This is a genomic window from Henriciella pelagia (assembly GCF_002088945.1).
GTDB classification, from domain to species: Bacteria; Pseudomonadota; Alphaproteobacteria; order Caulobacterales; family Hyphomonadaceae; genus Henriciella; species Henriciella pelagia.
The window spans coordinates 128,052-152,559 of sequence record NZ_NCSU01000015.1 but is presented as its reverse complement, the minus strand read 5'-3'; the positions used below and the strand labels follow the sequence as shown (position 1 = coordinate 152,559).

23 protein-coding genes are annotated in these 24,508 nt (G+C 60.9%); 10 read left to right on the top strand and 13 right to left on the bottom strand.

The features are described from left to right. The first annotated feature begins 87 nt into the window (after positions 1-87). Entirely contained in the window at positions 88-1,956 is a 1,869-nt protein-coding gene (locus tag B8746_RS15305) for a M2 family metallopeptidase (protein ID WP_084394574.1), read from the top strand. Between the two features lie 53 nt (positions 1,957-2,009). On the opposite strand, the gene B8746_RS15300 is transcribed toward B8746_RS15305, so the two are convergent. Both B8746_RS15300 and B8746_RS15295 read right to left on the bottom strand, forming a co-directional pair. Then, positions 2,010-2,510 carry a thermonuclease family protein gene (locus B8746_RS15300; protein WP_084394573.1) on the bottom strand — a complete coding sequence of 167 codons (501 nt, stop codon included), beginning with the start codon at positions 2,508-2,510 and terminating at the stop codon, positions 2,010-2,012. Between the two features lie 91 nt (positions 2,511-2,601). Beyond that, positions 2,602-3,582 (bottom strand): M20/M25/M40 family metallo-hydrolase, encoded by a 981-nt coding sequence (locus B8746_RS15295; RefSeq protein ID WP_084394572.1) that lies wholly within the window; start codon positions 3,580-3,582, stop codon positions 2,602-2,604. Between the two features lie 78 nt (positions 3,583-3,660). On the opposite strand from B8746_RS15295, the gene B8746_RS15290 reads away from it, so the two are divergent. After that, entirely contained in the window at positions 3,661-3,894 is a 234-nt protein-coding gene (locus tag B8746_RS15290; RefSeq protein ID WP_084394571.1) for a BolA/IbaG family iron-sulfur metabolism protein, read from the top strand. Here B8746_RS15290 and B8746_RS15285 read toward each other — a convergent pair. The 3 genes from B8746_RS15285 to B8746_RS15275 all read right to left on the bottom strand — a co-directional run bounded on the left by B8746_RS15285 (position 3,891) and on the right by B8746_RS15275 (position 7,732). Continuing rightward, positions 3,891-4,961, bottom strand: coding sequence for a hypothetical protein (locus B8746_RS15285; protein WP_084394570.1), 1,071 nt, complete (start codon positions 4,959-4,961; stop codon positions 3,891-3,893). The genes B8746_RS15290 and B8746_RS15285 overlap by 4 nt on opposite strands. A 64-nt stretch (positions 4,962-5,025) precedes the next feature. Continuing rightward, complete coding sequence (locus B8746_RS15280) at positions 5,026-6,846, bottom strand: ABC-F family ATP-binding cassette domain-containing protein (RefSeq protein ID WP_084394569.1); 1,821 nt, start codon at positions 6,844-6,846, stop codon at positions 5,026-5,028. Positions 6,847-6,892: 46 nt separating this feature from the next. After that, complete coding sequence (locus B8746_RS15275) at positions 6,893-7,732, bottom strand: ABC transporter permease (protein ID WP_084394568.1); 840 nt, start codon at positions 7,730-7,732, stop codon at positions 6,893-6,895. 227 nt (positions 7,733-7,959) lie between these two features. Here B8746_RS15275 and B8746_RS15270 point away from each other — a divergent pair, with 227 nt between their 5' ends. Next, positions 7,960-8,481: a GcrA family cell cycle regulator gene (locus B8746_RS15270; RefSeq protein ID WP_084394567.1), complete on the top strand. Its 522-nt coding sequence runs from the start codon at positions 7,960-7,962 to the stop codon at positions 8,479-8,481. A gap of 83 nt (positions 8,482-8,564) precedes the next feature. Here the strand turns inward: B8746_RS15270 and B8746_RS15265 are convergent, their stop codons facing one another. The 8 genes from B8746_RS15265 to B8746_RS15230 all read right to left on the bottom strand — a co-directional run bounded on the left by B8746_RS15265 (position 8,565) and on the right by B8746_RS15230 (position 16,565). After that, the gene (locus B8746_RS15265) at positions 8,565-10,316 is read right to left on the bottom strand and encodes a cation:proton antiporter domain-containing protein (RefSeq protein ID WP_084394566.1); all 1,752 of its coding nucleotides are present in this window, start codon (positions 10,314-10,316) and stop codon (positions 8,565-8,567) included. Positions 10,317-10,455: 139 nt separating this feature from the next. Next, positions 10,456-11,133 (bottom strand): TorF family putative porin, encoded by a 678-nt coding sequence (locus tag B8746_RS15260; RefSeq protein WP_084394565.1) that lies wholly within the window; start codon positions 11,131-11,133, stop codon positions 10,456-10,458. A gap of 157 nt (positions 11,134-11,290) precedes the next feature. After that, positions 11,291-12,103 carry an SDR family NAD(P)-dependent oxidoreductase gene (locus B8746_RS15255; RefSeq protein WP_084394564.1) on the bottom strand — a complete coding sequence of 271 codons (813 nt, stop codon included), beginning with the start codon at positions 12,101-12,103 and terminating at the stop codon, positions 11,291-11,293. Positions 12,104-12,184: 81 nt separating this feature from the next. Beyond that, positions 12,185-12,649 carry a 23S rRNA (pseudouridine(1915)-N(3))-methyltransferase RlmH gene (rlmH, locus tag B8746_RS15250; RefSeq protein WP_084394563.1) on the bottom strand — a complete coding sequence of 155 codons (465 nt, stop codon included), beginning with the start codon at positions 12,647-12,649 and terminating at the stop codon, positions 12,185-12,187. Positions 12,650-12,671: 22 nt separating this feature from the next. Beyond that, positions 12,672-12,998 (bottom strand): ribosome silencing factor, encoded by a 327-nt coding sequence (gene rsfS / locus B8746_RS15245; protein ID WP_370371162.1) that lies wholly within the window; start codon positions 12,996-12,998, stop codon positions 12,672-12,674. Between the two features lie 119 nt (positions 12,999-13,117). Beyond that, complete coding sequence (gene nadD, locus B8746_RS15240) at positions 13,118-13,756, bottom strand: nicotinate (nicotinamide) nucleotide adenylyltransferase (protein WP_233124370.1); 639 nt, start codon at positions 13,754-13,756, stop codon at positions 13,118-13,120. Beyond that, positions 13,753-15,039 carry a glutamate-5-semialdehyde dehydrogenase gene (locus B8746_RS15235; RefSeq protein ID WP_084394561.1) on the bottom strand — a complete coding sequence of 429 codons (1,287 nt, stop codon included), beginning with the start codon at positions 15,037-15,039 and terminating at the stop codon, positions 13,753-13,755. Before B8746_RS15235 ends, nadD begins: the two co-directional genes overlap by 4 nt. A 71-nt stretch (positions 15,040-15,110) precedes the next feature. Then, complete coding sequence (locus tag B8746_RS15230; protein ID WP_233124368.1) at positions 15,111-16,565, bottom strand: TrkH family potassium uptake protein; 1,455 nt, start codon at positions 16,563-16,565, stop codon at positions 15,111-15,113. 361 nt (positions 16,566-16,926) lie between these two features. On the opposite strand from B8746_RS15230, the gene B8746_RS15225 reads away from it, so the two are divergent. Genes B8746_RS15225 through mraY form a run of 7 tightly spaced genes read left to right on the top strand, consistent with a single transcriptional unit; the run spans position 16,927 to position 24,502 of the window. Further along, positions 16,927-17,421 (top strand): division/cell wall cluster transcriptional repressor MraZ, encoded by a 495-nt coding sequence (locus tag B8746_RS15225; protein WP_158084660.1) that lies wholly within the window; start codon positions 16,927-16,929, stop codon positions 17,419-17,421. Beyond that, positions 17,421-18,413, top strand: coding sequence for a 16S rRNA (cytosine(1402)-N(4))-methyltransferase RsmH (gene rsmH, locus B8746_RS15220; RefSeq protein ID WP_084394559.1), 993 nt, complete (start codon positions 17,421-17,423; stop codon positions 18,411-18,413). The genes B8746_RS15225 and rsmH overlap by 1 nt, the downstream gene beginning before the upstream one ends. Further along, entirely contained in the window at positions 18,410-18,754 is a 345-nt protein-coding gene (locus tag B8746_RS15215; protein ID WP_084394558.1) for a septum formation initiator family protein, read from the top strand. The genes rsmH and B8746_RS15215 overlap by 4 nt, the downstream gene beginning before the upstream one ends. Then, complete coding sequence (locus B8746_RS15210) at positions 18,747-20,399, top strand: peptidoglycan D,D-transpeptidase FtsI family protein (protein WP_084394557.1); 1,653 nt, start codon at positions 18,747-18,749, stop codon at positions 20,397-20,399. Before B8746_RS15215 ends, B8746_RS15210 begins: the two co-directional genes overlap by 8 nt. Beyond that, on the top strand, positions 20,396-21,832 hold the full coding sequence (locus B8746_RS15205; protein ID WP_084394556.1) for a UDP-N-acetylmuramoyl-L-alanyl-D-glutamate--2,6-diaminopimelate ligase: 1,437 nt from the start codon (positions 20,396-20,398) through the stop codon (positions 21,830-21,832). The genes B8746_RS15210 and B8746_RS15205 overlap by 4 nt, the downstream gene beginning before the upstream one ends. Beyond that, positions 21,829-23,319: a UDP-N-acetylmuramoyl-tripeptide--D-alanyl-D-alanine ligase gene (locus B8746_RS15200; protein WP_084394555.1), complete on the top strand. Its 1,491-nt coding sequence runs from the start codon at positions 21,829-21,831 to the stop codon at positions 23,317-23,319. Before B8746_RS15205 ends, B8746_RS15200 begins: the two co-directional genes overlap by 4 nt. After that, positions 23,309-24,502 carry a phospho-N-acetylmuramoyl-pentapeptide-transferase gene (mraY, locus tag B8746_RS15195; RefSeq protein WP_084394554.1) on the top strand — a complete coding sequence of 398 codons (1,194 nt, stop codon included), beginning with the start codon at positions 23,309-23,311 and terminating at the stop codon, positions 24,500-24,502. The genes B8746_RS15200 and mraY overlap by 11 nt, the downstream gene beginning before the upstream one ends. The last annotated feature ends 6 nt before the right edge of the window (positions 24,503-24,508 follow it).

Genomic DNA, 24,508 nt, shown 5'->3' with positions numbered 1-24,508 from the left:
TGTTCGGGTCTGTCAAATCCCGGCCTCGGCCATTGACCTTCTCCCAGGTTAGCGCTTCGTTTGGCGCATCCATGGAGGTTCCCTGAAATGAAACGATCCCTTTCTTCCGTCAGCGCCGCAGCGCTCGGCTTTGCCATGCTGGCCGCGTGCGCCGGCAATTCTGCTGACAATGTCCCGCCGGCTGAAGTTCCCGTCCCACCCCCAGCAGCTGATGCGGGCCCGACCGTCGAAGATGCGCGGGCCTTTCTGGAGCGCGCCGACGCCGAACTTGCCGCAATGTCAAAGGAGATCAGCCCGATCTTCTGGGAGCAGGCGACAAATATCACCGATGAGACGAATGCTGCGGCCGCTGCAGCGGGCGCAAAGGCGACGAAGCTCTCCGTCTCGCTCGCCAATGAGACCAAGAAGTTCAATGATGTCGACCTGCCAGCAGACCTTGATCGCAAGATGAAGCGCCTTCAGTCCGGCATCACGATCCCGGCACCGTCAACGCCCGGCGCAGCCGAAGAGCTTGCTGAAATCACAACGGGCCTGGACGCCACTTACGGCACTGGCACCTTCGTCTACAAGGGCGAGACGCTCAATCTCGATCAGTTGTCGACGATCATCGAGACGAGCCGCGACCCGGAAGAACTAAAAGCGGTCTGGGAAGGCTGGCGCACGATTTCACCGCCGATGAAGGACGATTATGCACGCATGGTCGAAATCGCCAATGCAGGTGCGCGCGAACTTGGCTATGACAATCTGAAGACGATGTGGCTGTCGAATTACGACATGCCACCAGAAGAGATGGCCGAGGAAGTGGACCGCCTGTGGACGCAGGTCGAGCCGCTCTATGAGGAGCTTCACTGCTATGTCCGCGCGGAACTGAACGAGCAGTATGGCGACGAGGTCCAGCCCGCCACCGGCCCGATCCGCGCCGACCTTCTCGGTAATATGTGGTCCCAGCAATGGTCGAATATCTATCCGCTGGTCGAGCCGGAAGGCCTGCCGGGGCAGGGCTATGACCTGACCGAGGAGCTGATCGAAGCCGATTATGACGCGATCAAGATGGTCGAGACGGCCGAAGCCTTCTTCGTTTCGCTCGGCCTCGACCCTCTGCCGGACACATTCTGGGAGCGCTCGATGATTGTGCGGCCACCGGCCCCGCGGGAGGTGGTCTGCCACGCGTCGGCCTGGGATCTCGACGATGAGGAAGACGTTCGCATCAAGATGTGTACCGAGGTGAATGCCGAGGACTTTTACACGGTGCACCACGAGCTTGGTCACAATTACTATCAGCGCGCCTACAAGGACGTCGACCATCTTTACAAGGATGGTGCGCATGACGGTTTCCATGAAGCCATTGGCGACTTTATCGCCCTTTCGATTACGCCATCCTATCTGGTCGATATCGGTCTCATCGACGAGTCGCAGGTGCCAGGCGCTGACGCCGACATCTCGCTGCTGATGAACACCGCGCTCGACAAGATTGCCTTCCTGCCTTTCGCGATCACGGTCGACAGCTGGCGCTGGGACGTGCTCGACGGCACGACGGCGCCGGAAGACTACAACACCGCCTGGTGGGAAAAGCGGACCAAGTATCAGGGAATCGTCCCGCCGGGACCACGCCCAGCTGATGCATTTGACCCTGGTGCGAAGTATCACATCCCGGGCAATACGCCGTACTTGCGCTACTTCCTCAGCTACATCATGCAGTTCCAGTTCCATAAGGCGGCCTGTGAACAGGCCGGTTGGGAAGGCCCGCTGCACCGTTGCTCGATCTATGGCAACAAGGATGTCGGCGCGCGCTTCAATGCGATGATGGAGATGGGCGCGTCAGAGCCATGGCCGGATGTGCTGGAAACTTTCACCGGCACGCGTGAAATGGACGGCTCGGCGATCATCGAATATTTCGATCCGCTGATCACCTATCTTGAAGAAGAAAATGAAGGCCGGTCTTGCGGTTGGGAATAGCAAGCCAACTCATCCGAACAGGAGGCCCCGGATTGTCGGTCCGGGGCTTCTTCTCAAGAGCACCAGCCCTGCTGATGATTGCCCCATCGATGGGCGAGGCCCTCGGCGATCAGTGTCTGGCCAACGGAGCGTCCATCGACGACCGCAACGCGTAACAGGCGACCATACTTGTCACGGTCGCGCGAGCCGGATGTGCGCAGTTCGACCTGCCCCTGATTGAGCAGCGCTGCGAGGCGAAGCGTTGCCTTGTGTCCAAGTTCCCTTTCGGACGGACAGTCCGGAGAGAAAACTTCCGGGGCATCAATATCTGCAAGACGCACCTTGTCGCCATGGGCCCAGATCGTATCGCCATCGACGACGCAGTTGAGGCGAACGTCACCGTTGCAGGTCGAGAAAAAGACCGGGCCGAGAAAATCGGACGGCTCGCGGGCCTTGTTCCAGTAGGAGATGGCGAGCGCGGCGATGACGAGCAGGATCAATGGGAGCAGCGATACGTCCCCGCCCTGAACGCGCAGCCAGCGCCCGAAGAAGAAAGATCTGAGAGCACGAACCATTTGCAGGCCTTTCGCTTTTCGCGGCCTGAATATGGTTTCCGAATAGTTACGATTTCCTTTCCAGAAGGTTTCTGGATGCGGTGCTGAAGGCCTAGTCCGTCGGAGAGGTTTCCAGCCCGGCGACCCAGTCGTCGAGGGCCTCTGCCGTCAGCATGATTGTATCGACTGAGCGAGCGAAAGCGTCGGGCTCAACTTTGTCGAACTCGTCACTGGGCTTGTGATAGTCCGCGTGATCCTCGACGCCGAGATACAGAATTCGTATGCCAGACCTGAGGAATGGGGCGTGGTCGGATGCAAATGACCAGTCGTCTGGACCGAGATCCGGCGTTTCGTGTCCGCGCAACAGTTTCAGTGGTGCTCGCGATGCGATGTCCTTGATCAGGGGGATTAGCTCCGGGAAATGATAACCGCCGATTGCATAGAGCTCACTCTTGTCAGCGCGTGACACCATGTCGAGGTTGAGGTTGATCGCGATATTCTCTTTTTCGGTCGTGCTGAACTGGTCGACCATGGAGGCCGACCCGACGATTCCCTGTTCTTCAGCATCGAAGAAGGCGAAGAGGATCGTATTCTTTGGCGGATTGGCCTGAAACCAGGAGATGGCTTCAAGCAAGGCAGAGACGCCCGATGCATTGTCATCGGCACCATTATAGATGCCGTCATCTGCGCCGAGATGGTCATAATGGGCGGACATTATGATGGCTGTCTTGGGATTTTTCGTGCCTGAAATCGCAGCAACGAGATTGATGCCTTCGATGATCTCGTCCGGTGACCGGAAATTCGGGGCCGTAAAAGGGGCCCGGTACCCTTCCTTCGTCGCCGGCATGACAGCGCGATCGCGCAGTTGGCTTTCGATCCATTCCATCGCCTTGCGATTGCCTTCGGTGCCGGTCTTGCGGCCTGCAAAGTCGTCGGATGATAACATCTTCAGGGCGGCCAAGGCCCGTTCCTGATCATGGAATTGTGCCTTGTAAGCGATCTGGGGGCTGACCCTTGAAGAGGCGGGGGGCTGCACCGACGCACTGGAACATGCGGCCAGACTGAGCGCCACCGCCGACAAAATGTATTTCATTCAATGTCTCCAGATCGGGGCTTCACCTTGACCCTAGGCGCGTTGCGCGCCATGTGCCAGCAAAAGGAGACTGTCGCCATGGCCATGGACCGCGAGACGCTTGAAAACCACCTGAAGGACGCTTTCCCGGAAGCGGACATCATTCTGACGGACCTCGCAGGCGACAATGATCACTGGCAGGCAGAAATCGTATCGCCGCAATTTGCGGGTGTTTCGCGCGTCAGGCAGCACCAGATGGTCTACGCCGCGCTTAAAGGAAAAATGGGCGGCGAATTGCATGCCCTTGCCCTCAAGACACGCGCGCCGTCCTAGTTTTCAGATCCTGTTTCGCCGGAAACCTCGGCTTCGTCTTGATCCGGCAGCGTTTCAAGATACCCCGCGGTCGCTTCGAGGTCGCCGGGCAGGATTTCCATTTTCTGCACCGAATAGGCCTGGCCATCGTTCAGTCTGCGGCGTGGCAGGGGCGGGCGGTCATCTGCGCCCAGTGACGGAAGCGGCTGGCGTGACGCAGCACTCGTCCGCGCTGGAAGCGGTTGCTTTTCATCGAGTGCAGCTGGCGCAGCTTCGGGCCCTGCACGAGGCGGCCTTACGTCGCTGGCCGGCGGGACAGGGCTGACAGGGAAGGGCGGCTCTGCGGGCGACGTGGTCGCAGATCTTGTTGCAGCCGCACTTGGCCGTGCGATCAGCGGCGGCGGTGCGGGCGCTGCGTTCGGGGGGGTGGCGGGCGAGGCAGTCTTCGGCGCCAGGGCCCGCGCCGTGGTAACAGTTCGCGGCGGCGTGGTGACGACTGTTCGCGTGCGCTGCACAGGCTGTGGTGTTGGTACAGGGACACGAACCGGCGCAGCGGAGGATGATGTAGGCGTCGTGCCGCGCAAGGTCGACTCGACGATTTGCTGGCTTCGTCCCGGATCTGTTTGACGCGGCCGGTCGGACTGCCGGTTCGCTTCGATGATCTGCGTCGCGGTCTCTGCGCTAGCGGGCTGAGGGTTCTGCGTTTCCGGCCCGACCGCAGCAGGTTGCACCTGCCGGATGCTGGCGGGCGGCGGTGCCGGTTGCTGTACCTTCGGGCGAGCAGGGATGTCCGACAGGATGCGTTCTTGCCGGGGCGGCTGTGAGGCGGCCCGGTAAACCTCGGCCTGCTTCAGCTCGCAGCGTGGACCGACGCGGAAGGTTGGCAGCGTCAGCGCCCAGCCAGTGCACTTTGCATCTCGCATGCAAGTCGCTTCGCACACGGCCGCAGTTGAGCCGCGTTGTGAGGCATAGGTCGTCAGCTGCTCATGGCCGTCGGAGCCGGCTGCAATCGAGGAGTTCTGCTGCGCAAAGGCAGCCCATGGGGGCGCGATCAGAAGCGTGGCAAAAGCGATTGAACGCAGCATCATGCCGGCATCCTTCAAGAAACACTGCGCCCCTGTATTGCGCAAAGCCTTTAAGACAATCTTAGGCTTAGTTGTTGCTGGCGAGGCTTTCCTTCAGGGCCTCGATTTCGAGCCAGGCTTCTTCGGCTTGCTCCAGCTCTTTCCTGGCGTTTTCAAGGCGGCCGGAAATCGTCTGAAACCGGTCCGGATCCGATCCATAAAGATCGGGATCGGCGAGATCAGCCTCGAGCTTTGCGATTTCCTTTTCAAGCCGGGGCATTGCCTGCTCGACTTCCTTCAGCCGGTGCTGGTCCTTGAAGGAGAGTTTGGCGTCCCTGCGGGCTGCGCGGTCGGGCGTGCTCGCTGGCTTGGTCTTGGTGGAGGTGACGGTCTTCCCGGCGCGCTGGCTTGTCAGCGACGGGACCTGCTCTGCCGCGTCGCTCCATCCGCCTGCCGTCTCAACCCATTTGCCGCGGCCGAGCGGAACAAGACACGACGTCACAATCGCATCAAGGAAGGCACGGTCATGGCTGACAAGGATCAGCGTGCCGTCAAATTCGCTGAGCATTTCCTCAAGCAGGTCGAGAGTCTGCATGTCGAGATCATTGGTCGGCTCGTCCAGCACGAGCACATCGGCCGGTTTGGCGAGCGCAATGGCGAGCGTGAGCCGATTGCGTTCGCCGCCGGACAGGGCCGACACGGGCTGACGTAGCTGTTCAGGCGAGAACAGGAAGTCCTTGGCATAGGCTGCGACATGCTTGGACTTGCCTTGCACCATGATCGCGTCGCCGCCAGCCGGCGCGAGCGCTTCCCAGAGCGTATCCGTCGGCTTGAGGGTTTCCCGGGTCTGGTCGAGATAGGTGACGGTAAGTGCCTGCGAGAGTTTGACCGAGCCTTTGTCAGGCTCGAGTTCGCCCAGCAGGATCTTGAGCAGGGTGGTCTTGCCGACACCGTTCGGGCCGACGATGCCGATACGATCGCCGCGCAGGATACGCAGTGACAGATCATCGGCGATGACGAGGTCCCCGAAGGCTTTCGAGATGCTGAAAGCTTCGAGCACCTTGCGGCTCTGACTGTCGCCGCTTTCGGCAGACAGGCCAGCAGTCGACTTGGCTTCATTGATGAGGGACTTCTGTTTGGCGTGTTGCGCCCGCAGGTCGTGCAGTCGCGCGAGACGTCCCATATTGCGTTTGCGGCGGGCGGTGACGCCGCGGGCGAGCCAGTGTTGCTCCTCCTTCAGGTGGGTCTTCATGCGCTGCAGCTGTTTTTCTTCCTCCGCCTCGATCCCAGCTGCCCAGTCGTCAAATTCCGCATAACCTCGCGGCGACTTCCAGACCTTGCCCTGACGCAGCCAGAGCGTTGTGGTGGTCACATTTTCGAGGAAACGCCTATCGTGGCTGACGAGCAGCACGGCACCGGGGAAGGATTTCAGGCGATCTTCCAGCGTCTCGATCATCGGGACGTCGAGATGGTTGGTTGGCTCGTCCAGGAGCAGGATATCGGGATCTTTCGCGAATGCCCTCGCCAGGGCCGCGCGGCGTATCTGACCTCCCGACAACGTGGCCGGGCTGGCCGTCGGATCGATGCCGAAAAGGCCGAGTTCGGCTTCAGCCATCCAGGTCTCGTCACTGCCATCGCTCGCGTAATCAAGCACGGTTTCAAAGGCGCTGACGTCAGGTTCCTGTTCGACGACGGCAACGTCAGTTCTAGGCTGAAGCCAGAGCTCACCCGCATCCGGCTCATGGCGACCGGTGACAAGCTTCATCAGGGTTGATTTTCCGGCACCGTTGCGCCCGACAAGTGCAGCGCGCTCGCCCTTGGCGAGGGTAAATGTGACGCCCGTAAAGATCGGTGTGCCGCCAAAGGTCAGCTCGACATCGGCAAGGCGAAGGATTGGAAGGTCAGCCATGGCGCTTCTGGTGTGCCGAGGGGAGGGTCTCGTCAAGCCGGAGAAATCAGGCTTTCAGCTTGTAGCCGATCCTGAACAGCCACCAGACCCAGACGCATGCCAGGAAAGTGAAGACCCCGGACGCTACCATTCCGGTCATCAGGTCTGAGTTTGACACACCGATAAAACCAGCACGGAACCCGTCGATGAGATAGAAGATCGGGTCGAAATGGGCCGCCGTCTGGAAAGGCTCAACCAGCACCTTGATGTCATAGAATGTGCCGGACAGGAAGGTGAGCGGGACGATCACGAAATTGGTCACGGCGGCGAGATGGTCGAACTTGTCAGCCCAGATCCCGCCGACTGCGCCGAGTGCGGCCAGGAAGATCGTGGCCATAAGGCTGAACCAGACAACTGGCCAGATATTGACGATGCTGAGGTCTGCAAGGCCGCTGAAGTGAATGGCAAGCGCGCCGATGACGCCCACCATGAGGCCGCGCGTCACAGCACCGAATATGAAGCCGAGCGTCAGCTCCACGGGCGAAAGCGGCGGCATCAGGAAGTCGACCTGGCTACCCTGGACCTTCGAGATGGTGAGCGATGAGGAGGTGTTCTGGAAGGCGTTCTGCAACATCGACATCACGACCAGGCCCGGCGCGAGGAAGCTGTTATAGTCGAGGCCTTCAAAGTCTCCGGTCAGCGTGCCGCGATTACCGAAGGCGAGCTTGAACACAGTCATGAAAAGGAGGGTGGTAATGACCGGCGCGAACAGGGTCTGCATCCAGACTTTCAGGAACCGGCCGACTTCCCGCTTATAGAGTGTCCAGAGGCCTATCCAGTTGACGGCACCATATGCGCGCGGCGGTTTCGGAAGAGGGCGGGAAACGGCAGAGGTCTGATCGGTCATCGCGGCTATTTAGGTATGAACAGTGCGGATGACGATAGGCAAACCGCGAATCTGCTCGTATTTTTCCAATCTGTCCACAGCTGACACTATATGTTGAAAGGTTGTGGAGAACCGATCTCAGCATATTGTGTTTCGTTTCGCTCTTGATACGATATCTAGGTGTTAACGGGGGCGGCTGATTTTAGCTGCTACAACATCTAGGGGTGCAAAGCGCCAGGAGGCTATCCATGTCTTGGACGGAAGAACGCGTCGAAGTTCTGAAGAAACTCTGGGCTGAAGGTCATTCAGCCAGCCAGATTGCGAAACAACTGGGCGGAGTGACCCGCAATGCCGTGATCGGCAAGGTTCACCGGCTCGGTCTGTCGGGCCGCGCCACGCCGTCTCGCCCAGTGAAGCGTCCACCGCGCCTGGCCCGGCCAAAGCCAAGGCTCAGCCCGGATGGATCGGTGCCAGCCCCCATCAAGTCGCCGGAAGAGACGCGCATCCGCCGCTCCGAGCAGCATGCCATTGCTTCGGCACTCCAGCCGGCTCCCGTAGCCGACGGTGAGGCAGCGACAATTCTCACGCTTCGCGACTCCATGTGTAAATGGCCCATCGGCGACCCGGCCGATCCGAAGTTTGCGTTTTGCGGCCGCAAGTCCGATTGCGGGCCATATTGCGCCGAACACGCCAAGGTCGCCTTCCAGCCACAGCGCAAGCGCGACCGAAAGAATGCCAGTGACAGCGAACCCCGGAGAATTGCCGGCTAGCCCAATTTGTTAGGTTGGCAATAACCGAGTTGGACCGGGCGCTTCTGGCGTCCGGTCTTTTTTCGTCTTCGGGCTTTACGAATTCAGGCCGCTTCGGTTTCAAGCGTTTCGCTGGTTTCGGGCATCGGCTCTTTCACGTCGAACCGGTCCGCTTCGCGCGAGACCCACTCGGCCACCTGCTTCTCCTCGATCCCCAACTGCCTTAAAACGTCAGCCGCCATCTCGATCCCGACCGGCTTGCCCATGGACAGCCAGGCGCGCATGCCAAGGTCTGAAAAGCGCTGGCGGTCCGCTTCATTGTCGACGGCGACAAAGCGCGGCGTGTTGGGAAATTCGCGCTGCGCTGCGGGTGTGAGGTCGCGCGAGACGTCATAGCGTGGGGCCCCGATCACGACAGCACGGGGATTTGGGCCAGCGATCGCCTCGACCAGTCTGAGATTGGCCGCATTTCCAAACGAAACCGTGTAGCCGTCCGCGATGGCTGACACGAAGCGGTCAGGTTCAGCATCGAGGCAGACATGAGGAATATCATGGTCTGACAGGGCATCGGCGGTAAGGCGGCCTGATGGCGTCATGCCAAATATGATGACAGGCCGGTCCGGCGAAATCGGCGTGATCTCATTGTCCGGCCGCGTCTGCCCGGCAAAAAGGCTGGCGACCTTGCGCGACAGTTTCATTCCGCCGGCAGCCCAGAAAGGCGCGACGGCGAGAGACAGCGCCACCGCGGCCACGGAGATGGTTGCAACAAAAGGCGGAACCATTCCGGTCACGGAGGTCAGGATCGACAGGACGACCAGCGTGAATTCAGACCCCTGCGCCAGCAGGAAGGTCAGCTGGACGCTGCCGGGATTGCTCCACTTGTTGAGACGTGCGGCAGCAAAGCCGAAGACGGTCTTGATCAGCAGGATGGAGAGCGCAATCGCGATCACCAATGGCCACTGGCTGGCGAGGACATCAAGGTCTACCGACAGGCCGACCGACATGAAGAAGAAGGACAGGAGCAGGCCGCGGAACGGCCCGGTCTCCATCTGGATCTGGTGGCGGAATGAAGTGCCGGACACCGCAAGGCCGGCCAGGAACGCGCCAAGCGTCAGCGACAGGCCGAGCTGTGCGGTGGCGGACGCCGCGCCAAGCACCAGCAGCAGTGTGACAGCGGTAAAGGCTTCCTGGTTGCGTGTCTGGGCAAGGCTCCTGAACACCGGGCCCATCAGGAAATGACCGGCGGCGAAGGCAACAATGAAAGCGAGTACGGCGAGCCCGGCCGCGCGTGCCAGCGTCAGCGCCAGCGCGCTGGCGTCGCCGCCAGAGCTGATCGAGGTTGCAAAAATGAGCAGGAAGATCGCCACAATGTCCTGGAAGATCAGGACATGGGTCGATGAGCGTCCCAGCGGGCAGGAACCGAGCCCGCGTTCAGACATGACGCGCGAGACCACGGCCGTTGATGACAGTCCAAAGGACAGGCCGAGAGCCAGCGCGACGGGCCAATCCAGGCCGAACAGCATCAGGGCAATCGTGAAGGGAAAACTGGTCAGGACGAGATGCGATGGCGCCAGCCCCATCAGGTCACGACCGCTCTCCCTCAGCTCACGGAGCGAAACATGCAGCCCGATATCGAACAGCAGAAACACCACGCCAAGTTCGGCGAGAAGGTGCGTGGTCGAACTTTCCTGGATGAGATGGAAAGCATCCGGGCCGATGAGAATTCCAACAGCGAGATAGCCGACAATGGGAGAGAGACGCAGCGCCTTGCACACAAGCGCAGCCGCCCCGCCTGCAGCGAGCAGGGTCATCGCCGGAATCAGCGCATCTACGGGTGTGCTTGCGGGATCCGCCATGTCCAGCCTCCTCTTCTCACATATTGATGCGTTCTAGGGCAAAAGAAAGACCGCCGCTCATCGGAATGAGCGGCGGCCTGATGTCCTGACTGACGTTTACAGGAGGAAAACGCCTGCCAGGTCTGCTCTGACTCTTGGTCTAGAGTGCGCGGCTGACAGCGACCACGAAAGAGTCGTCATTGCCGTCAACATCGGTGCCGATATAGCGGAAGTCGAAGTCGAAGCCTTCGAGCGCTGTCGTCAGACCAATGGACCAGTCGGTGTAGTCAGCACCCGACAGGTCCTGGAAGTCGGAGTAACCAATGGTGGCGTCGAGGCCAAAGCTCTCGCCCAGTGGGATGCCTGCGCTGGCCGCCCAGTAGAAGGCGTCTCCGCTTTCCAGGTAAAAGTCAGGGGAGTAGGCAACCGAAGCGCCGACTTCCACGAACTCACCAAGGGTCGTGCTGCCGCCGGCATACACCTCAACAAAGTTCTGGGATGGATCGTCCGGAGCATCCGGATACCAGTAATAGATCGCGCCGAGATCGAGATCGAAGACGCCGACCGTCGGTGTCCAGCCAGCATAGACGTCGATTTCGGTCGATGTGCCATCTCCGAAGTCTACGCCGGACGCCCAGGTGCCGATGTAGAAGTCATCTGACGCGAAATCGAAGCCGCCTGAAATCATCGGCGCGCCGTCAGTTTGCGTAAAGCCACGGAAGACGTAGTCGCTCGACAGGGTTACGTTTCCGCTCCACTCGCCCTCAGCAAGGGCCGGAGTTGCGACGACACTAGCTGCAACTGCCAGAACGGCTGCACGTGTGAATGATTTGCTCATAATGAACCTCCTTTGCATCCTCATCACCAGAAAACAGTGGAGGCGGCAGCAGGTTCTGATCCACTTCGACAAGGGTTATTGCGTCAATTTTTGCGCAGCAGCACGAAAATCGGGCAATGGACGCAAAATCAGCCTGTCAAAAGAGCTGATTCATCGTTCAGCGTGCGCTGAGAGGGGCGTATCCGAGGTGCATTCCAGCGTCCACGAGCAAGGTTTCGCCGGTCACATGACGCGACGAATCGGTCAGGAAGAAAATCGCTGAATCTGCAATGTCGTCGGGGCCGCTGGCCACATGAAGCGGCACGGATTTGCGGACCCCCTGTTCCATGCGCTCATACTGTTCTTCATCCATACGGTCCTTGAACCACCGTGTACCGATGAATCCTGGGCACACAGCATTTACCCTGATGGCCGGAGCCAGTGCACGGGCCAAAGACAATGTCATTGTGTTCAAAGCGCCTTTCGTGGCGGCATAAGCGACAGAAGAGCCGATACCCGTGACGCCTGCGATTGATGAAACATTGAGCACAGCAGACGCTCGGCCACTTTCTTTGTGGGCTGTGACCATCAGGTCACGGCAGGCCTGCATCATCAGGAACGGACCGGCCACATTGACGGCATAAGTGTCCATGAAGTCCTGCCGCGATAGCGCGTCGAGGTCGGAATGGTCGCGCGCGTGCCGGGTGATGCCGGCATTGTTCACCAGAATGTCCAGTTTGCCCCACTGGGCGGCCGCATCTGCAAGTTTCCTGCATCCTTCCTCGCTCGAAACATCGCCGGTGACGAGCTGGGCCTGAGCGCCGGCGGCATTGCAGGCGGCAACGGTCTCTTCAGCATCCTCAACACTGCGCGTGCAATTGATGATGACGTCGGCACCGCGTTCAGCGAGGCGGATTGCGATCGAGCGGCCGAGGCCGGTTGCCGAGCCCGTTACCAATGCCTTGCGGCCTTCCAGTTCACCAGTTGCCATTTTTCATTCCCTTCAAGTTTTTATGTCGCGTCTTCTTTGGACGCGAAGATGCCAAAGATCAAAGTGCCAGGTTCTGAACAGCTAGTCTTTATGGTAGGGGAGGCCGGCTTCAATACTGGCGGCGCGGTATAGTTGCTCAGCGAGCATGGCGCGGACCAGACGGTGTGGCCAGGTCTGGGCGCCGAACGCCATTTTTTGCGTCACTGCGGACTTGACGGCATCGCCATAGCCCTCGGCCCCGCCAATCAGGAAGCAGAGGTCCGGCTGGCCCCGGTCCCGCAATTGGGCGAGATAGGCGGAGAAATCGGTGGAGCGCCAGGATTTGCCATACTCGTCTAGCCGTATGGCGTGCGCGCCCGCCGGGAGTCTGGAGAGCAGCCGCTCAGCTTCGGCATCAAGGCCGCCTCCGCTGTCAACTTCGATGATGTCGGCGCTACGGTAGCCAAGGGCTCGGCCAGCCTTGCGGAAGCGGTCGAGATAATCTTCGCACAGGTCGAGTTCGGGGCCGGACTTCAGCTTTCCGACCGAGAGGATCGTGATGCGCATGGCGGCGGGTCAGGCCTGCCGCTCAGGCGTGGCCGTGGGCGCTGTCGTCAGACCAGATCTTCTCAAGATTATAGAAAGCGCGCACTTCGGGACGGAACAGGTGCACGATGATGTCACCAACGTCGAGCAGCACCCAGTCAGCATTCGGCAGGCCTTCCAGCTTGACCGGGCGGCCCGTTGCATCCTTGACGGTCTGGGCGAGGTGGTCGGCAATGGAAGCGACGTGCCGGGCAGATCGGCCGGACGCGATGATCATGACGTCTGCGAGTGAGGATTTTCCCTGAAGATCGATCACGGTGATGTCTTCAGCTTTGTCGTCTTCAAGACTGTTGATGACGGTGTCGGCCAGCGCGCGAATGTCATCAATGCTAGCTTTGGCGGCCTTTAGGGGCTGCGTACTCGTGGAAGGCAGGGTCTCAATTCCTTTTTCTCGACTCGAAAGAGCATATCACGACCGCTGAACTGGCTCTAGCGTTTTTGAGCGTCACGTCGCAGTTGGGTCGATGACGTGCGGTCATATGGCGCCTTGAGGTAGACCCAGGCAGGCGCATCGAGGCCCGGCAAGCGCGCCGCCTGCCTCTCGCGCACGCGCTGACCCGCATACTTGCGGGCGAAGGGTGAACGCAAGGCCCGCGGCCCGGCTTCGGGGCGAGACACGACACAGATCGGTATCGTCTGTGCAATCTCTTCCCAGGCGCGCCAGTCATGAAAGTTCTGGAGGCTGTCAGCACCCATCAGCCACACGAATTTCGCGTTCGGGCTGTGGCGGGTGAACTGTTTGAGAACATCGATCGTGTAGCGGACATTGGCCCAGTGCTCAAAATCGCTGACGAACATCTGCGGATTATGGCCAATGAGTTCGCGCACCTGGTGCACGCGTTCATAGAAGGCGGCCGGCTTGCTTTTCAAAGGGTTGCCGCGCGCGGGCAGCCAGTAGATCCAGTCAAGCCGCAGGCGTTTGAGCGCGGTTTCGGCGACATGCAGATGCCCCGAATGCGGCGGATTGAATGAGCCGCCAAACAGGCCAATTCGCTGGTGTGTCAGCGATGGTGGCAGGGTTCGGACAGGTGGAAGTATAGCTGGCGAATGCCGTTTGCTACGGGTCACGGACGTGTCTGGCCGGTGCCGCGAACGACATATTTGAAGATGGTCAGCTGTTCGGCACCAACAGGCCCGCGCGCATGGATCCGGCCCGTCGCGATTCCGATCTCTGCGCCCATGCCGAACTCTCCACCATCGGCAAACTGCGTGGACGCGTTGTGCAGGACGATGCCCGCATCGACATCCATCAGAAATCGTTCTGCCGTGCTGTTGTTCTCGGTGATGACAAGCTCAGTGTGACCGGTTCCGAAGGTTGCGATATGATGCAGCGCGTCATCAAGGTCGTCGACGATGCGAATCGAGAGGATGGGGGCAAGGTATTCGGTCCGCCAGTCTTCTTCAGTCGCCGGAACCATGTCAGGCAGGATTGCGCGGGCAGCCTCATCACCGCGCAGCTCGCATCCCGCATCGCGTAATGGCGCGGCAATCGCGGGCAGCAGATTGGACGCGACGGACTCGTTCACGAGAAGGGTTTCCAGCGCGCCGCAAATGCCCGTGCGACGCATCTTTGCATTCAGCACGATATTGACCGCCTTTTCGGGGTCTGCGTCTGCATCGACATAGGCATGACACAGACCTTCCAGGTGTCCGATCACAGGGATGCGCGCATCCTGTTGCACGCGGGCGACGAGTCCCTTGCCGCCGCGCGGAACGATGACGTCAACCTTGCCATCAAGGCCCGACAGCATGTGCCCGACGGCTTCGCGGTCAGGCGTATCCACGAGTTGGATGGCGTCGGCGGGCAGGCCCGCACCTTCAAGGCCGGACCGGAGCGCCGTCGCGATCGCGAGGGCAGATTGCAGGCTCTCGCTGCCTGCGCGAAGGATCGCAGCATTGCCCGAGCGCAGGCAGAGCGCTGCAGCATCGGCGGTTACGTTCGGGCGCGACTCATAAATGATGCCGATCACGCCGAGCGGTGTTCTCACGCGGGCAATGTCGAGCCCGGAGGGCACCGTCCAGCGCGCAATTTCGCTGCCGACAGGATCGTCGAGTGCGGCAACCGCGCGCACTGCATCGGCCACCCCGCGCAGACGCTTTGCGTCAAGCATCAGGCGGTCCAGCATGGCATCTGTCAAGCCTTTCGACCGGGCGCCGGACATGTCACGCTTGTTCGCGTCAAGAATATAGGTTTGGGATGTCTCGAGCGCGTCCGCCATGGCGTTAAGCCCTCGCGTGCGGTCAGCAGCACTCAAGGATGCTAGCCGACTGGATGCTGCCCGTGCGCGGCGACCAATCTCCAGCATTTGATCGTGGAGGGACGGATGGTGTGTGCTCGAAATCATGCTCATCGCGTGTATCTGCCGCAAAGTCTGCAGTCCCGCAACTCAAAGCCATTTGCAGAATTGCTGCACCCGGCGCCTCAGCCTTTCCAGAAGCGGGCCGTCATCAGCGTGAAAACGGCGACGAATTCGAGCCGTCCCATGAGCATTGTGATGAAGCAGATCCACTTGGCGACAACCGGAATGTCCTGGAATGTGCCCGATGGACCGACGACCGGGCCGAGGCCGGGCCCCACATTCGAAACGCTTGTGGCTGCAGCCGAGATCGACGTCAGAAGGTCCAGCCCGGTCATGGAAAGCAGAATGGTAGCGATGACGAAAGTCGCAAGGTAGAGAAACACGAACACCATCACCGATTGCAGTGTGTCCGATGAGACCACGCGTCCTGCATACCGCACACGGACCACCCGGTTCGGCCGCACGATCTGCGAGGCATAGGCAAGGACCGCCTTGAAGCTGATTTCGAGGCGGAACATCTTGATGCCGCAGGCTGCAGAGCCGGCGCAGCCGCCGAGGAAGGTCGCGATCAGGAAGATGATGACGGCCGGTTCGCCCCAGGTATCATAGGGCGCCGACGCATAGCCCGTTCCCGTCATGATCGAGATGATATTGAACAGGGCCTGCCGGAAGCCGTGAAAAACGTGATCGAAGATTGGCGGATCGACGACGGCTTCATGCCAGACCACGATCACCAGCGCAAAGCCGAGGGCAAGGCAGGCATAGAGCCGCGGCTGCGGATCGGTGATCATCGGGCGCCAGCGACCATGCAGGATGAGCAGGGCCAGCAGGCTGAAGGGAAGCCCGGCAATGAACATGAAGAAGGTCGCGGCATAGGCGGCAGGGGTGTCGTTGAAATAGGCAAAGGAGGTGTCGTGCGTCGAATACCCGCCCGCCGACATGGTGGTCATGGAGTGGGCGATTGCATCGAATGCACTCATGCCGCAGGCCGCATAGGTGATAGCGCATACGGCAGAGATGATGAGGTAGACGATGCCGGTCTGCGCCGTGATCTCGGTGATACGAGGCAGGAACTTGCCCGACATGTCCGAGCTTTCAATCTGGAAGAGCTGCATGCCGCCAACACGCAGCATTGGCAGGATCGCGATGGCGGTCACGATGATGCCGATGCCGCCAATCCACTGCAGGATGGCGCGCCAGAGCAGGATGCCGCGCGAGGTCGAGTCGAGGCCGGTCATCACAGTGGCACCCGTGGTGGTCAGGCCGGAAACGGATTCAAACATCGCATCCGTGAAGGACATGCCGTAATTCAGGAAGGGGATGGTCGCGATCACCGGAAGCACGATCCAGATCATCACCGTAAGGAGGAAGGCCTCCCGCGCACCTGTGGATGGTGGCGCGCCGCCAACCAGCACGGCGAGGCCGGCACCGATCAGGATGCTGATTGCAGCGGAGATCAGGAAGACGTGCCATTGTTCCGTGCCATCTGCGATGTCGAGCAGGGCTGACGGAATCATGGCGGCCCCGAGAAGGGCAACCATGAGGCCGATGGCAAATATGACGGCGCGTAATTGCATCGGGTCTGCCCTTACCACTGAAAACCCTGCGAAGCCGTCAATTTCTTCAAGGAATGCACCTGGCCTGTGCAGACTCAAAGCGGTGGCCGCTCTCGCGCTGAAAATTTCATAAAAAAGCTGTGCGATTTTTGGGGCAGGTTAATGCCCTGTAAATAAAGTCTTTTCAAACTGTTAACGCGCGAAAGGGCCTGTGTTTGCTGAGGTAGTTCCGGTTCATTCTATATTTGTTCCGCATATGATCTCTTGTGGAGTAACCGAATCGGGCAGTCGCCCCATTGGTTCCCAAGTTTCCCCATGCTATCCCAAACCATGATGATGCTATCCCAAGAACTGGGGTGGTGGGGCACAAGGGAAGCGGTTGGTGTTTGTTTCCACCTATGAAACATCGCTCGATGCGAAAGGACGGGTCTCTGTGCCCGCACCCTTCCGCGCGGCCCTTGCTGGCGGAAACCGCATATTCCTGTGGCCGGCTATTGACGGCTCCGGCTGCCTTGAGGGCGGCGGCGACGAGCTGATGGCGCTCTACCGCCAGACCCTGGCGCGAATGGCGCCGAATGATCCCAATCGCCGCGCCTTCATGCACACCATCTTCACCCGTTCCGCTGACCTGAAAATGGATGATACGGGCCGTATCTCCATCCCGGCTTCCCTGCTGGAGGCCGCCGGAATCGAGAAGAAGTTGGTCTTTGCGGGCGCCTTTGACCGGTTCCATATCTGGGAGCCATCGCGGTTTGCAGCCTTCGACGCCCAGATGGCGGAAACCGCGCTCAAGAATCAGGATGCGATGGCCGAGCCATTCCAGCAGGCCATGGCGGCGGGCGGTCTTCCAGGCTTCGGTGGCGGGGGAGGCGACTGATGGCGCACGTTCCCGTTCTTCTGAAAGAGGTCGTTGAGGCGATGGCGCCGCGGGCCGGTGACGTGCTCGTTGATGGCACTTTTGGTGGGGGAGGCTATGCGAAAGCGCTACTCGCAGCGGCTGAGTGCAGGCTTATCGGCATTGATCGCGACGGCGATGCTATCAAGCGCGCACTGGAGGTCGCAAGGTCACAGCCGCGGCTGATCCCGCTGCAGGGGCAGTTCGGCGACATCAAGCAGCTGCTCGCGAGCGTGAGCGTTCCGGCGGTCGATGCCATCACGCTCGATCTCGGTGTGTCTTCCTTCCAGCTGGATGAGGCCGAGCGCGGCTTCTCCTTCATGCGTGACGGCCCGCTCGACATGCGGATGGGGCAGGCCGGGCCTTCAGCGGCCGATGTTGTAAACCAGATGGATGAGCGTGATCTTGCGACCATCTTCTTCCGGCTGGGCGAGGAAAAGCAGTCCCGCCGGATCGCGCGCGCCATTAAAGAGCGCCGCCTTAAGTCTCCTTTCACTTCGACCCTTGATCTTGCGAATCTGATCGAGGAGACGCTCGGTGGCCGGCGCGGCTCACGCACGCACCCGGCAACCCGTTCGTTCCAGGCGATCAGGATGTTCGTGAATGATGAGCTTGGAGAACTGGCCCGCGCACTGGAAGCTTCCGAAGAAGTCCTGAAAGAGGGCGGGCGGCTCGTCATCGTGACCTTCCACTCACTGGAGGACAGGATGGTGAAACTTTTCATGCGGGAACGCTCAGGCCTTCAGGGCGGCGGTTCCCGCCATATGCCGGAGAAGGCAGACGAGGCGCGGCCGAGTTTCGAGATGCCGTCGAAGAAGGCCATCGAGCCGACGGATGCCGAAATTGAAGCCAATCCGCGCGCCCGCTCTTCTCGCTTGCGGGTGGCTGTGCGTACCGCAGCGCCTCCTATGGCCCTCCCCGTGGCAACTGGTGTCGACCTTCCTGACCTGTCGCAAGTGGAGGCCTCATCATGAACCGCCGCGCGCTCATGGTCGGTATCGCCATTATTGGCCTTCTCATCTTCAGCCTCTACCGGGCGAAGTACGGCGCGATCGAGAGCGCTGAAGAGATTGCCGCTGTCGAAGCCGAAATTGAAGAGGCGATCCGTGAACGCCGCGTGCTGCTTGGTGAGCTCAGCCACCTGTCGCGGCAGGAATGGGTCGAGGAATATGCACGTACCGAACTCGGCATGGTGCCGGCGCGCGCAGAACAGTTTGCCCGGCCGGAAGATCTCGACCAGCTGATAGGGCCGCCTGACGGTGTTGATGAAATCGGTGAACTCCGCCGCGACCGCGAAGGGGGCACCAATGGATAATGTCCGTTTTGATGGTCCTGCGGAGGGTGCGTCCATGCGCACCAAGCTCGTCTCGCTCTGCACCTGCCTGGGCTTTGCCGTGATCGCTGGCAAGGCCGGTATGGTGGCCATGACATCCCAGCCCGCCGATCAAGGCGACTCGCGGGCTTTTGAGGATCCGATCCGCCGCGCCGACATTGTCGACCGCAATGGCGAATTGCTGGCAACGTCTGTTGCGGTGTACTCCTTGTTTGCGGACCCCCGCGCCATCTGGGACCCGGCAGAAGTCGCCAGTGGAATCGGGCGTGTCTTTCCGGACATCGATGTCGACAAGCTGACGGCCGATCTCTCCGACAAGGAGCGCGCCTTCGTCTGGGTGCGCCGTGGCCTCACCCCGCGTCAGCGGCAGGCCGTATTTGACCTCGGACTCGAAGGACTCGATTTTCGCGAAGAGAGCCGCCGCGCCTATCCGCGCGGAACGCTGGCAGGGCATATTCTCGGCTATGCCGGTACGGACGGACAGGGGCTTGCTGGCGTCGAATATGCGATGGATTCAGAGCTGCTCTCCAGCCGGGAACCGCTAAAGCTCACCATTGATTCCAATGTGCAGTTCGCGCTTGAGGCTGAATTGGCCGCCGCAGCCGGCGAATACGGGGTGGAAGGCGGCGCCGGGGTCATTCTGAACGCGCGCAATGGCGAGGTCATGGGCCTTGCCAGCTGGCCGCCAATTGATCCCAATCGCGTGCTGGAACTTGACCGCGATGATCCTGCGCGCCTGAACCGGGCCGTCGGTGCCCTGTTTGAACTGGGATCAGTCTACAAGCCGCTCACTGTTGCCGCTGCCCTCGACACTGGCGCAATCCGGCCGAGTGACCGCTTCGATGTGCGCGAACCGCTCGTCATCTCCGGGCGCGCGATCCATGACGATCATCCGATTTCAGGCCATGCCTCACCGACCCGCATTGTTGCGGACAGTTCGAATATCGGCACGGTCAAGATCGCCATCATGCTCGGCGCGCGCCGCCAGCAGGAAATGCTCGCAGCGGTGGGCTTGTTCGACCGGTCTCCCGTCGAAGTCGCTGGCAGCGCCGCGCCGCTCCTGCCGGAACAGTTTGACGAAATTCATGCCGCTACAGTGAGCTATGGTCACGGTATTGCCGTATCTCCAATGGCTTTTGCGACCGCCTTTTCAGTCTTCGCCAATGGCGGCGAAGTGGTTGAGCCAACCATAATCATGGACGGCAAGCGCCGGCGCACGCGGCGTGTGATTTCGGCGCCCACGGCGGCAGTCGTGACGCGAATGCTGCGCGAGGCCGTGGTCGATGGAACCGGGAGGTTCGCCGAAGTTGCAGGCTACCGCGTTGCGGGCAAGACCGGCACCGCCGAAAAGCCGATTGCCGGGGGCTATGCCCACGACGAAAATATCTCATCCTTTGCGGCAATCTTTCCGGCCGACAGCCCTGATTATGTCGTATTGATCGTGCTCGATGCGCCCAAAGCAGGAGCAGGCCGCGGACGAACAGCTGGATTTAATGCTGCGCCGACGGCAGGCCGGGTGATCGAACGGGTTGCGCCCATGCTGGGCGTCGAACCAAAATTCGAGGATCTGGGTCGCGGCGACAGCCCGATGGTCCGCTCCGTCTCTCAGAGAAGGAGTAGTCTATGAAGTTGAATTCGCTGTTTCCCGGACTGGGCGGAGATGCCGCCACCGAAGTCACTGGCCTGACCGCCGATAGCCGCAAGGTGTCGCCGGGCTTCGTCTTTGCCGCTCTCAAGGGCGTCGTCGCGGACGGCCGCGAGTTCATTCCGCAGGCGATCGAAAAGGGCGCGGTGGCAATCATCGGACACGAGTTGCCGGACGTGTCGCCCGCGATTGCGATCGAGGTCGACGAGCCGCGTCTCGCGCTGGCGACCGCTTCGGCAGCCTTCTATGCCCGCCAGCCGCAAACCGTCGTTGCTGTCACAGGAACGAATGGCAAGAGCTCGACTGTCGATTTTCTCCGGCAGATCTGGGAGACGTCAGGCCTGTCGGCAGCCTCCATGGGCACGCTCGGTGCCATTGGGCCTCAGGGACACATTGACCTCGGTCACACGACACCGGACCCGGTCGCCATTCATGAGACGCTGGCGACGCTCGCAGACCAGGGCGTGACCCATTGCGCAATGGAGGCTTCGTCTCACGGCCTCGTTCAGTACCGTCTGGATGCGGTAAGACTTGCCGCCTGCGCCTTCACCAACCTGACCCAGGATCATCTCGACTACCACGCCGACATGGATGAATACCGGGCCGCGAAAATGCGCCTGTTTACCGAGCTGATGCCTCCAGGCGCTCCAGCTGTGGTCAATGCGGACAGCCCGGAACGCGCAGCCTTTGAGGCGGGCGCGAAAGCAGCTGGTCTCAAGCCGGTTTCGGTTGGCTGGCGCGGTGAAGACCTCAAGATCGAGGAACTCATGCCGCGCGCCACGGGACAGAAACTCTTCCTGAAATGGCGCGGCGAGGCCTTTGAGGTCGCGCTTCCGCTGATCGGTGAATTCCAGGCGCTGAACGCCCTCACGGCTGCCGGCCTGGCGCTCGCGCTCGGTGCGCCGCTGCAGGGCGTCTGTGCAGGCATGTCGAGCCTGAAGCCAGTAAAGGGCCGTCTCGAATTCGTGGGCGAGACCGCCGACGGCGCCGGGGTCTTTGTTGACTATGCGCACACGCCGGACGGCCTGGACGTTCTCATCCGCGCGGCCCGCCCACATACGGCCGGCAAGCTCGTTGTCATCTTCGGCTGCGGCGGCGACCGGGATCGCAAGAAGCGTCCGCTGATGGGCGAGATCGCTGCCAGGCAGGCAGACATTGTGATCGTTACGGACGACAATCCGCGCTCGGAAGACCCGGCCTCCATTCGCAAGGCGATTCTTGAAGCGGTGCCCAATGGCGTCGAGATCGGTGATCGCGGTGACGCGATTCGCAAAGCTGTGGCCGACCTCAAGGCAGGTGATACGCTGCTCATCGCTGGCAAAGGCCATGAGACAGGGCAGATTATCGGCTCGACCGTCATTCCATTCTCCGATCAGGACACCGCGAAAGCTGCCCTTGAGGGGGTGAAGGCATGACGCGCCCACTCTGGACGTCTGACGAGATTGCTGCCGCTACCGGTGGACGGGTCACCGCGCCATTCGAGGTCGATGGTGTTTCCATCGACACGCGCAGCCTTGCGACGGGCGATCTGTTCGTGGCCTTGAAAGACGTCCGCGACGGGCATGACTTCGTTGCCAACGCCTTTGAGGCTGGCGCAGGCGCTGCGCTCGTCAGCCGAGAGGTTGAGGGCGCATCGGGCCCGCTTATCATCGTCGATGATGTCCTGGAGGCCCTAGAGAAGCTCGGCATCGCCGCTCGTGAACGCGCTGTAGATGCGGTGCGGATTGCGATTACCGGTTCGGTCGGCAAGACAAGCGTCAAGGAAATGATTGCGCGCATCCATCGAGGCGCGGGCAAGGCGCACTGGTCGGTGAAAAGCTTCAACAATCACTGGGGCGTGCCGCTGACACTCGCGCGCATGCCTGCAGATACCGAATACGCGGTGTTCGAGATCGGCATGTCGACTCCGGGTGAGATCGCGCCGCGCTCGAGGATGGTGCAGCCGCATGTGGCCGTGATCACGCGCATTGCGCCAGCCCACCTTGAAGGCCTTGGCTCCATCGAGGGCGTAGCCCGGGAGAAGGCGGATATTGCTGCCGGGCTGGTCGAGCCTGACGGGCAGGTCGTGCTGCCGGCTGCTGATCCAATGTTGCCAGCGCTGGTCGAACACGTTCGCGCACTGAAGCCGGAGGCTCCCATCGGCCTGTTTGGACGTGACGCGGACAAGACAGCGACTGACTGGGTCAGCAATCGTGACGGATTTGCCTGGGTGGAGCGCTACGCTTGCGCCGGCAGTATGAGTCACATTGCCGTAAATGCCCTGACCTGCCTGCTCGACGTAGAAATCCATGCCGTCGGCGAACACTGGGCCGACAATGTCGCCTGCGCGCTTCTGGCGGCAGGACTGAACTCCTCCATCGATCTGTACAAGGCAGCGCTGGACCTCTCCGGCTATACGCCACCGCCAGGACGGGGCACGGCCGAGATCCTCAAACTGCCTGCGGGTGGCGAGGTGCTTCTCGTTGACGATGCATACAATGCCAACCCCGCCTCGATGCGGGCCGCCCTCGCCAGCTTCGCTGCGCGCAGAGGCGGGCGCCACCTCGTGGCACTGGGGGAAATGCTGGAAGTGGGGGCGACGTCGGAAGCAGAGCATCGCGCGCTGGCAGGGCCGATTCTCGAAGCCGGGGCCGAGATCGTATTTCTCGCCGGTGAGGGGATGAAGCCGCTCGCGGATTCGCTTGAGGGGCGAATCGAGACCCATTGGCAAGTCAATGCGAAAGAGCTGGATTCGGTTGTTAAATTCTCGGTCACGAACGGTGATCTCCTCTTGATAAAAGGCTCGAATGCATCCGGGATGGGCAGGCTCGCAGACAGGTTGCGCCAGTGGAGCATGACCGCAGACGAGCAAGTGATGGACCGCGACTCAGAACGAGTGGCAGGGGGTAACGATGCTGTATGAACTGCTTGCAGCCGATGACGGGCTGTTCCGCCTCTTCAACTACACGACGTTCCGCACCGGCGGCGCGATCGTCACAGCGTTTCTCTTCTCGGTCCTGACCGGCGACTGGATTATTGGCCAGCTTCAACGACGCCAGGGCAAGGGCCAGCCGATTCGCGATCTCTCCCTCGAAGCGCAGCTTTCCAAGCGGGGAACGCCGACCATGGGCGGCTTCCTCATCTGGATCGGGCTGCTGCTCGCAACCGTGCTGTGGGCTGACCTTTCCAACCCGTATATCTGGACCGTCCTCTTTGTGACGATCTCCTATGCGACGCTCGGTTTCCTTGATGACTATGCGAAAGTCACCAAGCAGGATGATGCCGGCGTATCCGCAAAAGTCCGCCTGCTGGTTGAATTCGGTGTCGCCGCCCTTGCTGGCGCCTTCATCATGGGGCTCCACGGCGCGCATACGCCGCTCGGCCATGCCGAATGGGGGGCGCTGAACGATCTCGCGCAGATGATTGCGAATCTGGCGCCCGAAACGACGGTTGAGCCGAACGACCAGTCCTTCTCCGGCGGTGTCGCCGTGCCCTTCGTGAATGATTACTTCGTGCCGCTTGGCGGGTTCTTCATCCTGTTCGCGATGCTGGTTGTCGTCGGCGCCGCAAATGCGGTGAACTTCACCGACGGGCTCGATGGTCTTGCCATTGTGCCGATGATGTTTGCTGGCGCTTCCTACGCACTCATCGCCTATCTGACTGGTAACTTCATCTTTGCAGAATATCTCGGCATCCAGTTCACGCCGGGTGCCGGCGAAATGGGCGTTCTGCTCGGGGCCATGATCGGTGCCGGCATGGGTTTCCTCTGGTTCAATGCCTATCCGGCCCGCGTCTTCATGGGCGACACTGGGTCGCTCGGCCTTGGTGGCCTGATCGGCGTTGTTGCCGTCGCCGTGAAGCATGAGTTCGCGCTCGCCGTCATAGGCGGCCTCTTCGTACTCGAGGCCCTGTCTGTGATGATGCAGGTGACCTGGTTCAAGATTACCCGGAAGCTGACCGGCGAAGGCAAGCGCATCTTCCTGATGGCGCCGCTGCACCACCATTTCCAGAAGAAGAACTGGCCGGAGACCCGCGTCGTCGTCCGCTTCTGGATCCTGTCCGTCCTGTTCGCCCTTGCGGGCCTTGCCACGCTCAAGCTGAGGTAGCCCGCA